Source organism: Streptomyces sp. NPDC020845 (genome assembly GCF_044334165.1).
Lineage (GTDB): Bacteria > Actinomycetota > Actinomycetes > Streptomycetales > Streptomycetaceae > Streptomyces.
This window is the reverse complement of the sequence record NZ_JBIRSJ010000006.1, coordinates 176,081-189,523: the sequence shown is the minus strand read 5'-3', so window position 1 is coordinate 189,523 and position 13,443 is coordinate 176,081. Positions and strand designations below refer to the sequence as shown.

The 13,443-nt window shown below is 73.1% G+C and carries 6 protein-coding genes and 1 pseudogene; 6 read left to right on the top strand and 1 reads right to left on the bottom strand.

All coding sequences use genetic code 11. From position 1 onward, the window contains the following. Positions 1–99 precede the first annotated feature (99 nt). The 5 genes and pseudogenes from ACH4U7_RS16600 (at position 100) to ACH4U7_RS16580 (ending at position 10,158) form a co-directional block, all read left to right on the top strand. Positions 100–2,142 carry a spermidine synthase gene (locus tag ACH4U7_RS16600; RefSeq protein ID WP_398528622.1) on the top strand — a complete coding sequence of 681 codons (2,043 nt, stop codon included), beginning with the start codon at positions 100–102 and terminating at the stop codon, positions 2,140–2,142. Positions 2,143–2,326: 184 nt separating this feature from the next. Further along, positions 2,327–2,566 (top strand): annotated as a pseudogene (locus ACH4U7_RS16595) (hypothetical protein); the annotation flags it as partial. 91 nt (positions 2,567–2,657) lie between these two features. Continuing rightward, on the top strand, positions 2,658–3,761 hold the full coding sequence (locus ACH4U7_RS16590; RefSeq protein ID WP_398528947.1) for an alpha-L-rhamnosidase C-terminal domain-containing protein: 1,104 nt from the start codon (positions 2,658–2,660) through the stop codon (positions 3,759–3,761). Between the two features lie 9 nt (positions 3,762–3,770). After that, positions 3,771–7,592: a hypothetical protein gene (locus ACH4U7_RS16585; RefSeq protein ID WP_398528621.1), complete on the top strand. Its 3,822-nt coding sequence runs from the start codon at positions 3,771–3,773 to the stop codon at positions 7,590–7,592. Between the two features lie 67 nt (positions 7,593–7,659). Next, positions 7,660–10,158 (top strand): ATP-binding protein, encoded by a 2,499-nt coding sequence (locus tag ACH4U7_RS16580; RefSeq protein WP_398528620.1) that lies wholly within the window; start codon positions 7,660–7,662, stop codon positions 10,156–10,158. A 17-nt stretch (positions 10,159–10,175) separates the two neighbouring features. Here ACH4U7_RS16580 and ACH4U7_RS16575 read toward each other — a convergent pair whose 3' ends face one another. After that, entirely contained in the window at positions 10,176–11,519 is a 1,344-nt protein-coding gene (locus ACH4U7_RS16575; RefSeq protein WP_398528619.1) for a hypothetical protein, read from the bottom strand. Positions 11,520–12,116: 597 nt separating this feature from the next. On the opposite strand from ACH4U7_RS16575, the gene ACH4U7_RS16570 reads away from it, so the two are divergent. Continuing rightward, positions 12,117–13,298: an ROK family protein gene (locus ACH4U7_RS16570; RefSeq protein WP_398528618.1), complete on the top strand. Its 1,182-nt coding sequence runs from the start codon at positions 12,117–12,119 to the stop codon at positions 13,296–13,298. Positions 13,299–13,443: the final 145 nt, after the last annotated feature.

The window sequence follows — 13,443 nt, the reverse complement described above, 5'->3', positions numbered from 1 at the left end:
CAGCGGGGTTGGCCCCATCAGGTGACGCGCGCCTGCCAGGTGGCGCATGTGCCGCCGGGGGTGCTCGACCTGCCCCTGCTCGGATGACACCGTCCAGGCATGGACGACAGCGCTCGAACGCGGAACCTGCGCCCGAGGCTGGTGCTGGCCAGCGCCACCATGCTCTTTGTGGAGTTGGCGCTGATCAGGTGGACCGGCGCCAACATCGTCCACCTGAGCTACTTCTCGAACTTCATCCTGCTGGGCTCGTTCCTCGGCATCGGCCTGGGCTTCCTGATCCCGGCCGGGCGCGGGCAGTGGCTCATCCGCTGGGCGCCGGTACCGCTCGCCGTCCTTGTGGTCCTGGTGCGGGAGTTTCCCGTACAGGTGCGGCAGACCAGCGGCGAGGTCATCTACTTCACGGCCGTGAAGACCACCGGGTTGCCCCAGTGGGTGACTCTCCCCATCCTGTTCGGGCTGGTCGCGCTCATCATGATGGCCATCGGCAAGATGACGGCGGACCTGTTCCGGCAGCTGCCGTCGCTGGACGCCTACCGCTACGACCTGCTGGGCTCGCTGGCGGGCTCGCTCTCGTTCGCCGCGCTGTCCTGGCTGCGCGCCCCGTCGGTGGTGTGGGGGGTTCTGGCCGCGGTGGCGCTGCTGGTGCTGGGCGGGCGGCACAACACCGTCCGGTACGCGGTGCCGCTGGCCGCGGTGGTGGCGGCGCTGACGCTGGAGTCGCTGGCGAGCGGGATCTCCTGGTCCCCGTACTACAAGATCGAGCTCAAGCGGCCGAGCTCGGGCAGCCGGGACTACAAGATCTCCGCCAATGGGGTTCCGCATCAGAGCATCGCCCCGCTGAAGGTGCTGCGGCGCTCCGACTCCCCGTACGAGGAGCCGTACCGGGAGACCCCGGCCAACCCCCACCGCCGCGTCCTGGTCATCGGCGCGGGCAACGGCAATGACGTCGCCGTCGCGCTCGCCCACGGCGCCCAGCGGGTGGACGCCGTCGAGATCGACCCCAGGCTCCGGCAGATCGGCGCCGATCTGCACCCCGACCGGCCGTACGACGACCCCCGGGTGCATGTCCACATCGACGACGGGCGGGCCTTTCTCGAGCGTACGGACGCCCGCTACGACCTGGTGGTCCTCGCCCTGCCGGACTCCCTGACCCTGGTGTCCGGCGCCAGCAACCTCCGCTTGGAGAGCTATCTGTTCACCCGGCAGGCCTTCGAGGCGGCACACCGCCATCTGGCCCCCGGCGGCGCGTTCGCGATGTACAACTACTACCGGCAGAACTGGCTGATCGACCGGTACGGCTCCACCCTCAGCACGGTCTTCGGACACGCGCCCTGCATCACCCACTACGGCGGCAAGAAGGCCGCCATCCTCGTCGCCGGTGCGACCCCCGGCGACCAGCGGTGCGCCACCGCCTGGCGGCCCTCGGGCCCGGTGCCCGCGGCCGCCACCGACGACCACCCCTTCCCGTATCTGCTGCACCGCACCATCCCCAGCCTCTATCTCTGGGTGCTGGGCGCGATCCTGCTGGTGACCGTGGTGTCGGTGCGGCTGACCGGGGTTCGCGTCCGGCGCACCGTCAGATACACCGACATGTTTCTGCTCGGTGCGGCCTTCATGCTGCTCGAGACCAAGAACGTGATCGGGTTCGCCCTATACTTCGGCACCACCTGGCTGGTGAACGCCATCGTCTTCGCCGGTGTCATGCTGGCCGTGCTCGGCGCGGTCGAGACCCGGCGCCGGATGCGCCGCGTCAACCAGTCCGTGCTGCAACTGCTGCTGTTCGCCACCCTGGCCGTGTCCTGGCTCGTCCCGACCCACTGGGTGCTCGGGCTGCCGGTCGCGGCGCGGCTGATCGCGGCGATCGCCCTGGCCTTCGCGCCGATCTTCTGCGCCAACCTCATCTTCTCCGACCGCCTGGCGGCGGCCCCCGACCCCACGGCCGCCTTCGGCGCGAACCTCCTGGGCGCCCTCACCGGTGGCACGCTCGAATACCTCGCCCTGGTCACCGGCTATCAGGCGCTGCTTCTCGTCGTCGCCGGGCTGTACGTGGGTGCGTGTATCGCGATGCGCCTCACCCGTCACACCCGCGGTCCGGCGGAGCCCGTCGAACGGGTCACGGTCGAGCCCACCGCGCGCCCCTGAGCTGCACCTGACAGATTTCCGGGTTCCGGTGGGTTCTCATCCCCGCATCCGCGCCGGCACAATGATCTCCGCTGTTGAATCGATTCAATAGCTCGCCGCCGTCGTCCAGCACACCGACGCCGACCCGGCCCGCGCCGCCACCTTCCACAGCTCCGACCCCACCCTGGACGCGGTGGCCGAGCTGATGCGGCGCTCCGCGCTGTACGACTCGCAGGAGCAGTTCCTGGACACCCCGACCCGGGAGAAGGGGCAGTTCCTCGGCGACTCCGTGGACGTCTCCCGCGCCCTGATGGCCGGCTCCGGCGACCGCGCGCTCACCGCCAGGGCGATCCGGGAGTTCGCCGAGTCGCAGCAGCGGTACTGGCCCGACGGCCGGATGAACGCCGTCTACCCCAACGGCGACGGCAAGCGGGACATCCCCGACTACACCGAGATGTTCCCGGGCTGGGTCTGGGAGTACTACCGGGGCTCCGGCGACCGCCACGCTCGCCGCCACCTACCCCGCCTCGGCTGCCATCGCCGACTACATCCGTCGCTATATCGACCCCGCCACCGGCCTGGTCACCAAGCTGGCCGGGGGCTCCGGCGCCTATCAGTACGGCATCATCGACTGGCCCAACCGGTACGGCTACGACACGGACACCACGGCCCGCACCACCGTCAACATCCTCGCCGTGGACGCCCTGCGGCGCACCGCCGACCAGGCCACCGCACTCGGCCGGCCGAAGGCCGAGGCCGACGCGCTGCGCGCCGACGCCGCCAAGGTGGCCGAAGCCGTCAACGACCGGCTGCGCCGCCCGGACGGCCTCTACACCGACGGGCTGAAGGCGGACGGCGGCCAGAGCGCGCACGCCTCGCAGATCGCGAACGCGTACGCCATCGCCTTCGGTATCGCGCCCGAGGCGAGCGTGGACACCATCGCCGGCCACCTCGTCTCGCTCAAGCTCCAGATGGGCCCGATGACGGCCAACTGGCTGCTCACGGCCCTGCACCGGGCGGGCCGCGACGACCAGGTGCTGGCCCGGTTCACCGACCGCACCTCGCTCGGCTGGGCCAACATCCTCGCCCGGGGCGGCACCTTCACCTGGGAGTCGTGGGAGGCGCCGGACGACGGCCAGAGCCTGTCCCACGGGTGGGGCGCGACCGCCCTGGTGGACCTCCAGCAGGATCTGCTCGGGCTGAACGTCACCGGCACGGCCGCCACCACGCTGCGGATCCGGCCACCGCGTGACACCGAACTGACCCATGCCGAGGGCACGGTGTGGACGCGGGCCGGGACCGTCGGGATCCGCTGGAACACCACCGCGCACGGCACCGAGGTCAAGGTCGACATCCCGGTCAACACCACCGCCGAAGTGGAGGTTCCACTCGCCGGCGGCCAGGCACCCAAGGCCCGTGGCGCGGGCCCGGACGGCGCGTCCGCGCCGCGCTTCGAGGGTGTTCGTAACGGCCGCGCCATCTATACGGTGGGCTCCGGTCACTCCACGTTCACCCCGGCCGTCCGACGAGGTCTGCCGCAGGTCAGCGGGGGCCGGACATTGGGGCGTCGAGATGGCGCCAACCACCCTTGTCCCCCCCCGTCCCATGTGTCTAAGTTCCCCCTCAGACAGGCCACCTGAGGGGGAGCCATGGGCCGCCAGGAGAGGCCGCTCGACCCCGGCGCGGGCCCCGAGCAGCGTTTCGCGTTCGCGCTGCGCAAGCTGAGGTCCGAGGCCGGCGGACCGACGTACCGGGCGATGGCGCAGCGCACCCCGTACACGGTCTCGACCCTGTCGCGGGCCGCCGCCGGGGAGCAACTGCCCTCGCTTGAGGTCACCCTCGCCTATGTGGCCGCGTGCGGCGGGGACCGCGAGGAGTGGGAGCGGCACTGGCGGCAGACGTCCGAGGAGATCGCGCTGCGGGCCGTCGAGGACGACGACGCCGAGCCGCCCTACCAGGGCCTCGCGCGGTTCGAACCGGGGGACCACGAGCGGTTCTTCGGCCGGGACCGGCTCGTCGACGACCTCGTGGGCCTGGTCCGCACGCACCGGTTCGTGGTGCTGGTCGGGGCCTCGGGGAGCGGGAAGTCCTCGCTGCTGCGGGCCGGTCTGATCCCCCGGTTGCGGGGCCCCGAAGAGCCGCGCGACCCGCCCGAGCCGCATGAGCGCCGTGCCGAGGAGCCGTACGAGAGTGCGGGCGAGCCGTACGAGCGGCCTGCCGCCGTCCGCATCCTCGCCCCGGGCGAACACCCTCGCACACACACCGAAGCGCTCGCACCGATGGGCGGCGAGGGCGAGACGGTGGTCGTCGTCGACCAGTTCGAGGAGGTTTTCACCCTCTGCCGCGACCCGGACGAACGCAAGGCGTTTGTCGACCGATTACTGGACGCCCGCCGCGCCGGAAGCGGGTTACGGGTCGTCGTCGCGGTGCGGGCGGACTTCTTCGGGCACTGCGCCGAACACCGCGAACTCGCCGAAGCCTGCCGCGACGCCACCCTGCTCATCGGCCCGATGACCGCGGACGAGCTGCGCGACGTCATCGTCAAACCGGCCACGGCGGCGGGCCTGGTCGTCGAACGCTCCCTGACCGCACGCCTGATCGCCGAGGTTGACGGCGAGCCGGGCGGGCTGCCGCTGTTGTCCCACGTGCTGCTCGAGGCGTGGCGGCGGCGGAAGGGCCGGACGCTGGCGGAGGCCACGTACGACGCGGTCGGCGGGGTGCGCGGGGCCGTGGCCCGTACCGCCGAGGACGTCTACGCCAGGCTCACCCCCGCCCAGGCGTCGCTCGCCCGCCGCGTTCTGCTCCGGCTGATCACACCGGGCGAGGGGGCGCAGGACACCCGCCGCGGCGTCGACCGCGCAGAACTCGACTGGGGTGACCCCGCCGACACCACCGCCGACACCACCGCCGACACCACCACCGACACCACCGCCGACACCACCGCCGTCCTGGACCGGCTGGCCCGCGCCCGGCTGATCACGCTGGACGAGAACACGGTCGACCTGGCCCATGAGGCCCTGATCACGGCGTGGCCGAGGTTGCGCGGCTGGGTGGCGGAGGACCGGGAACGGCTCCGTACGCACCGGCAGTTGACCGAGGCCGCGCGCGCCTGGGAGGAGCTGCGGCGCGAGACGGGCGCGCTGTACCGGGGGACGCGGCTCGCGGTGGCGCGCGAGTGGGCGGCGCGTGACGGCGCCCTCGACGAACTGAACACCGTGGAGCGCGCGTTTCTGGAGGCGAGCATCGGCCTGGCGGACGGCGAGCGGGCCGCCGCCGCGCGCCGCGCCCGACGGCTGGCCTTTCTCGCGGCGTGTCTGGCGGTGCTCCTGGTCGTGGTCACGGCCGTCGGTGTGGTGGCCGTACGGCAGCGGCACAGCGCCGTCGAGGCCCAGCGGGTCGCCACCTCCCGTCAACTGGCGGCGCAAGCACTGAACTTGGGCGATTCGCGGCCCGGTACCGCCATGCTGCTCGCCGTGGAGGCGTACCGCACCGCGCCCACGCCCGAGGCGCGCGGGGCCCTGCTCAGCATGTCCGCGCGCCGCTCCTACCAGGCCGAGCTGAACGGCCACGCCGACGCCGTGTCCGAAGTGGCGTTCAGCCCCGACGGAACGCTCGCCAGCGTCGGCCGGGACGGGAAGACGGTGCTGTGGGACGCCCGCCACCACACCCGGCTGGCCACCCTCACCGGCCACGCCACCTGGCTCCGGGCGGTGGACTTCAGCCCGGACGGGCGCCGGATGGCCACGGGTGGCGACGACCGGAAGGTGGTGCTGTGGGATGTGGCGCACCGTACGAAGACGGCCACCCTCACCGGACACCGGGGGCCGGTCAAGAGCGTCGCGTTCAGCCCGGACGGCCGTACGGTGGCCGGTTCGAGCGACGACGGCACCGTCATCCTGTGGGATGTCACAAGCGGCTCCCGGCGGGTCACCCTCACCGGCCACCGTGCCATGGTGTGGGCGGTGGAGTTCAGCCCGGACGGGAAACTGCTGGCCACGGCCAGTGCGGACGGTACGGTGCGGCTGTGGAGCGCGGCGACCGGTGAGCAACTGGCCGTGTTACGGGGCCACACCCGGTCCGTGGACGCCGTCGCGTTCAGCCCCGACGGGAAGCTGCTGGCCTCGGCCAGCCAGGACTACACCGCCAGGGTGTGGGACGTGCGGCGCCGCACCTCGGTGGCCAGGTTCGTCGGGCACGGCGCGGAGGTCAGGGCGGTGGCCTTCAGCCCCGACGGCCGCACGGTGGCCACCGGCGGACAGGACCACACGGTCATGCTCTGGGACGCCGAGCGCCACACCCGCCAGGCCACCCTCGTCGGACACGGCACCAACATCTACAGCCTCGCCTACGACCCGAGCGGCACCCTCCTCGCCACGGCCGGGGAAAGTGGCTCGATCACCCTGTGGGATCCCACCCGGATCCCGCTGACCGGCCTCGCCGACCGGGTCAACAAGGTGGTGTTCAGCCCGGACGGACGCGCCCTCGCCACAGCGGGCCAGAACGGGTCCGCCGTGCTGTGGGACGTCATCCACCGCACCCCGCGCGCCGTGCTGCCCAGTGGCCACGGAACCGTCAGATCGGCGGCGTTCAGCCCGGACGGCCGTACGCTGGCCACGGTCACCGGGATCTCCCAGGACACTCCGACCGGGCCCGCCTCCCGGCCGCCGAGCCCCAAGGACCAGACGCTCATGCTGTGGCCGCTCGCCGGCCGCGCGGGCCCGCGACGGCCTGTCACCCTCACCGGTCACACCGCCCGGGTCCTTGACGTGGCCTACAGCCCGGACGGGCGGATCATCGCGACGGGCGCCGCGGACAAGAAAGTTATGTTGTGGGACGCCGCCCGGGGGACCCGGCTCGCCACCTTCACCGCGGACACCGGCACCGAGGGCAGCGGCGTGAACGCGGTGGCGTTCAGCCCGGACGGCCGTACGCTGGCCACCGCCAACTACGACGGCAGGGTGACCCTGTGGAACGTGGCCCGGCGGAGCCGCGTGGCCACGCTCACCGGCCACACCGGACAGGTGCGGGCGGTGACCTTCAGCCCCGACGGCCGCACGCTGGCCAGCGCCGGTATCGACCAGACGGTGATGCTGTGGGACGTGGCCAGGCACACCCGCCTGGCGACCCTGGCCGCTGACACCGGACCCGCGTTCGCGGTGGCGTTCAGCCCCGACGGCCGTACCCTCGCCACCGCCAACGCGGACACCTCGGTCATGCTCTGGGACGTGGCCCGCCGCAAGCAACTGGCCACCTTCACCGGCCACACCGCGCAGGTGAGATCGGTCGCCTTCAGCCCCGACGGCCGCACGCTGGCCACGGCGGGGGACGACGGCACCGTCAGGCTGTGGAACACCGACCCCCGGCGCACCGCGACGCAACTGTGCTCGGCGCTCTCCCGCGATCTGACCCGCGAGGAGTGGAAGCAGCTGATCCCGGAGAAGTCGTATCGCAGGACGTGCGACATGGGCTGAGCGCGGTCTCCCCGATGATCGCGACCTTCCCGATACCGTGTGTACAGACGCGAGTTGGGGGTGGGCTGTGGAGCCGTTCACGATGGCGGCGGTGGCCTCGGCGGTCACCACGGTGACCTCGGGCGCCCTGTCGGGCGCGGGCGGGGAGATGGGGCGGCGGAGCTCGGAGGCGCTGGCCGGGCTCGTACGGAGGATGCGGCGCCGCGACGCGGATCCTGACCCCGGCTCGCCGCAGGACCCCGAGCCCGGGACGCCGCAGGACCCCGACCCCGAGGCGTCCGCTGATCGGGACCCCGGCGTCCGCGCGGACGAGCCGTCCCTGCTGCCCGCCACCGACGAGGAGCGGCGCGAGCTGGCCCGGCAGTTGTGGGAGAGCTCCCGCACCTCTCCCGGCTTCGCCCGCGATGTGACGGCCTGGCTGCGGGAGACCGGATGGCTGGGGTCGCGCGCCGTCCCCGCCGTGGCCCCCGGGGCGTCCCGCCCGCGGATGCTGCCGCCCGCGAACGCCGCCTTCACCGACCGCGAGGCGCTGCCGGACCAGATCGCCCGGGTGCTGGACGGCGAGGACAGGGCCGACGGCGTCCCGGCGGTGGTGGTGCTGGTCGGGCCCGGCGGCATCGGGAAGACCGCGGCGGCCGTGCACTGCGCGCACCGGCTCACCGAGCGCTTCCCCGACGGCCAGCTCTACATCGATCTGCAAGGGCAGTCCGCGACGACGGCGCTGACCCCCTCCGAGGCGCTGGTCCGCCTCCTGGACGCGCTGCGGGTGCCGACCGACCGGCTGCCGGCCGACGAGCGGCGGCTGAGCGAGCTCTACCGCGACTGCGCGGCCGAGCGGCGCATGGTCGTCGTACTGGACAACGCCCACTCCGAACGGCAGGTCAGGCCGCTGCTGACCGCTGCCCCGGAGTCCCTGGCCATCATCACCAGCCGCTACCGCCTCGACCGGCTCGCGGCCGATCCGGGTGCCAAGGTGATCAGGCTCGACCCGCTCACCACCGCCGACTCGGTCCGGCTGCTGACCCGCATCGTGGGCCGGGACGCGACGGCCGGACGCGGGCCCGGCCCCGGTGTCGCGGCGGTCGCGGAGCGGTGCGGCGGGATTCCGCTCGCGCTGTGCGAGACGGGCGCCCGCGTCGCCGTACGGGAACACCTCACCTGGGACACCGTCGAGCGGCAGCTGTCCGAGCGGGCACACCGAAGGGAACAGGAGGCCCTGTCCATGGACGACCGGTCCGCCCGGGCCGCGGTGGACCTCACCACCGACGTCACGTACGGGGAGCTGAGCCCGCGGGCGGCCCTGCTGTACCGGATGCTCGGGGTGTGGCCGTGGCCCGGTATCTCCGTGGGGGCCGCCCGGAAGGCCGTGGACGCGGCGGACGACGACGAGGCGCGGGCGCTCCTCGACGAACTGGCGGGCGTCCATCTGCTCGAGGAAGTGGGGGAGGAGCGCTACCGCTTCCACGACCTCGTACGCGACCACGCCGCGCGGCGCGGCGAGGCGGAGGACCGCCACGCCGACCGGGCGGCGGCCGTGCGCCGCGTCGTCGGCTGGTACCTGGGGTTCGCGGCGGCCGCCGACCTCCGCGTCATTCCCGGGCGCTGGCGGCTGGGCCCCGCCTACGCGCGGCTGGCGCCGCCCGCGGACCGCGACTCCATGCACCCGGCCGGCCGCCTCGCCCTGGCCGAACTGCGCGCCGAACGCGAGAACCTGGCCGCGGCCGTACGGGCCGCCGAGCACCACGGCTTCGACGAACTCGCCTGGCAGCTGTGCGAGGCGATGTGGGGCCTGCATCTGCGCCTCGGCTTCCACGAGCAGTGGGTCGAGACCCACCTGAAGGGCGTGGCGGCCGCCCGCCGGAGCGCCGCGGAGTTCGGCGACCCGCGGGCCGAGGGCCGGATGCTGGTCCAGCTCGCCTTCGCCCACATGGGCCTCGAAAGCTGGGCCGAGGCCGAGGAGGCCCTGCTGAACGCCGCCGCCGCGGACGAGCGGGCCGGGCACCACCGCGGCCAGGCGAGCGCCGTCGAGGCGCTGGGACTGCTGCGGCTCAAGCAGTGGCGATACCCCGAGGCACAGCGGAGCTTCGAAGAGGCCCGGCAGGTGCTGGGGCGGATCGGCCCGGGGGACGACGGCGCGGCGGATGTGCCCCGCGCCCTGGCGCTGCTCGACCACCACACCGGCCGGGCCCTGCGCGGACAGGAGCGGTACGGCGAGGCGGTGCGCCGACTCCATGAGGCCCTGGCCCACTTCCGGGCCCTGCCCGAGCCCGATCTGTACAACGAGGGCCGGGTGTACATGAGTCTGGGCGAGACGCATCTGGATGCCGGTGACGCCGAGGCGGCCCGCGTCTGCCTCGACGAGGCCATCGCCACCATGGGCCGAGAGGGCGCCGAACTCCAGCACGCCGACGCCGCGGAGATGCGGGCCCGCTGCGCGAGGGCGCTGGCCGACCCGGCCGGGGAGGCCGGTGATCTGCGTACGGCGGTCGCGCTGTACGAGACGGCGGGCGACGAGGCGTCCGTCGCCCGCGTGCGCGCGCGGCTGGCGGAGCTGGAGGTCGCCTGAGCAGATGTCAGCGATCTCTAGGCCAGTGGCTCCACCGCGACGCGGTGGTGTGCCGCCCCGGTGACCACGGTCAGCTCCGCTTGCGCCGCGCCGAGGGGCTTGGCCCCGAGCCAGGCCAGCAGCGCCGACGCGTACGCCGCCGGGTCGCACAGGTCGGCCCGGCCGGTCTCGTCCGGGGCGGCCGTCAGCCGCACCAGATCCCCCTGCCGGGTGTACACCGTGCAGCGGTCCGGGCCGGTCACATACACGGCCAGGGCGCAGTGCGGATGGCACGCCAGGACCTCCGCCGTCCAGGCGGCGGGCGGGCCGACCCTGGGGTCGTCCTCCGCGCCGTACCGTACGACGACGTCCGCGACGCTCAGCCGCCCGGCGTCCTGGGTGTCCTCGTGCACCGCCGTGTGCGCGGCGTCGGCGTCCGGGTCCTCCGGCTCGTGGGCGGCGTCGGCGTAGCGAGTGACGGCGACCGTCGGCGGTTCGGTGTCGATCAGCCGGGTCAGGACGCGTACGGGCGCGGTGCGTTCGGCGGGCTCGTACGGCGGCAGCGGCAGCCGGTCGAGGAGGGCGGGGCGGTCGGCGGGCTCGGGGATGCCGATGAGGTCGTAGAACAGGCGGCGCAGCAGACCGGCGGAGCGGCCCGGCGCGGATGTGGTCTGGGTGGCCAACTCGGCGTAGCGGCCCGGGTCGTGGCCCTGGACGACGCGTTCGATCTGCGCACGCAGGCTGCCGTGCGGGCGGAGCTTCGGGGCGGTCCGGCCGAGCGCGGCGACCGGCGAGTCGGGGTCGAGGTCGCCGTCGGGGAACGCGCCGAGGAGGACGGGCCTGCCGATGGATGCCGCGTAGTACGTGACGCTGCTGTGGTCGCCCAGGACGCAGTCCGCCGCTATCAGGGCCTGCCGCCAGCCGTGCAGTTCGGAGATCAGGCCGAGACCGGCCCGCCGCGCCCGGTCCAGCCAGCCCCGGACCTGCCCGGGGCCGTGCCCGTTCCAGATGTTGGGGTGCAGGACGGCCACCGTGCGGTACTCGTCGGCCGGCAGCTCGGCCGCCAGACGGGGCAGCAGCCAGGGCAGCAGATCGCCTTCGCCGTTGCCCTCGGTGTCGCCGTCGCCGAAGAGGGAGCGCGGCGCCCAGGTGGAGCTGACCACGACCAGCCGCTGGTGCGGCGCGACCCCGAGGGCGCGGCGGAAGCGTTCGCGGTACGGGAGGGCGTCAAGGATGCGGTCGTAGCAGGGATCTCCGGCGAGGACGGCCGTCGGCACCGCCTCCGGGCAGGCGGTGCCGAGCCGGTCCAGCTGCTCGGGGTGGGACAGGACGGTGGCGGAGGCGATGGGGCGGCCGTCGTGCAGCAGCCACTCGGGCCCCAACCCGAAGACCGGTGTTGTCCGGTGTTGTCCGGTGTTGCGAGCTTCTTATTGTACCCAACGCCATGCGACAGCACGGCCAACTCGCCTTGCAGTGCGTGGAGTTGGCCGCCGTAGCTCGCGGACACCGCCAGGTCGACGGCGGTGTCCTTCGCCTGCTCCCAGGGGAGGACCGGCAGCCCCGCGGCGGCCAGCAGCTCGGGCACCCCGGCCAGAAAGGGTGAGGACTGGGTGCACGTCGCCAGCAGCTGCACCCGCAGGTCGCCGCTGAGCAGCGGGAGTACGTCCAACAGCCGGGTCGCGGAGGTGACGTTGTGCACCACGAGCAGCACCCGACGGCACTGCGCCCGGGTCACCCACCGCTCCGCGTCGGCGCCGACCGGAACCCTCAGTCGCGGCGTGCCCGTCATCCTGGCGATCTTACCGGCGGTGACCATGGCCGTTCTTCGGGCTGCGTCCAACCGATCTTTGTCCTGTGAGTGGAGAAAGTGTGCAGTAATCCATGCACAACTTCTTCCCAGGTCCAGCAGCCGCTGCTACGTTCCCTACGAAAGCCCGGCACTGGGGCGGAATCTGGGCGGGGAGGGGACAGTGAGACGCATGACGGCACGACCGGCGAGCGCCCACCAGGCACGCCTGCTCAAGCTGCTGCGCGACGGCGGCCCCAACTCCCGTGCCCAGCTGGGCGACCAGGTCGACCTGTCCCGCTCCAAACTGGCCGTGGAACTGCACCGGCTGCTGGAGACGGGCCTGGTGGTGGCCGACGGGCTCGCCGCCTCGCGCGGCGGCCGCCGCTCCCACAACGTCCGGCTCAACCCGGGCCTGAGGTTCCTCGGCGTCGACATCGGCGCGACATCGGTCGACGTCGCCGTCACCAACGCGGAGCTGGAGGTCCTGGGCCACCTCAACCAGCCGATGGACGTCCGTGAGGGCCCCGTGGCGGTCTTCGAGCAAGTCCTGGACATGGCCGAGAAGCTGAAGGCCACCGGGCTCGCCGAGGGCTTCGACGGCGCCGGCATCGGCGTTCCCGGACCGGTCCGCTTCCCCGAGGGCATACCGGTGGCCCCGCCGATCATGCCGGGCTGGGACGGCTTCCCCGTACGGGAAGCGCTCAGCCAGGAACTCGGCTGCCCGATCATGGTCGACAACGATGTGAACCTCATGGCGATGGGCGAACAGCACGCCGGAGTCGCTCGCAACGTCGCCGATTTCCTCTGTGTCAAGATCGGCACCGGTATCGGCTGCGGCATCGTCGTCGGCGGCCAGGTCTACCGCGGCACCACCGGCAGCGCGGGCGACATCGGCCACATCCAGGCCGTGCCCGGCGGCAGGCCCTGCGCCTGCGGCAACCGGGGCTGCCTGGAAGCGCACTTCAGTGGTGCGGCGCTGGCCCGCGACGCGGTGCAGGTGGCCCAACAGGGCCTGTCCACCGACCTCGCGGCCCGGCTGGCGACGAACGGCACCCTCACCGCCGCCGATGTCGCCGCCGCGGCCACCGCGGGCGATACCACCGCACTGGAGCTGATCCGCGAAGGCGGCACCCGCGTCGGCGAGGTCATCGCCGGCCTCGTCTCCTTCTTCAACCCCGGTCTGTTAGTGATCGGCGGCGGGGTGACCGGCCTGGGCCACACCCTGCTCGCCGCGATCCGTACCCAGGTCTACCGCCAGTCGCTGCCCCTTGCGACCGGCAATCTCCCCATCGTCCTGGGCGAGTTGGGCTCCACCGCCGGAGTGACCGGCGCGGCCCGGCTGATCAGCGACCATCTCTTCGCACCCGCCTGAGCGACCACCCCTTCCCACCCGCCTCAGCGACCACCTCTTCTCATCCACGCACGCCTGCTCGGCGCCGCGCCGACGACAGGCGCGACACGCCCTGACACCGGCCCTCCGGCCCACGGCTGCAAGCCGCCGTCGGCCTCCCTCGATG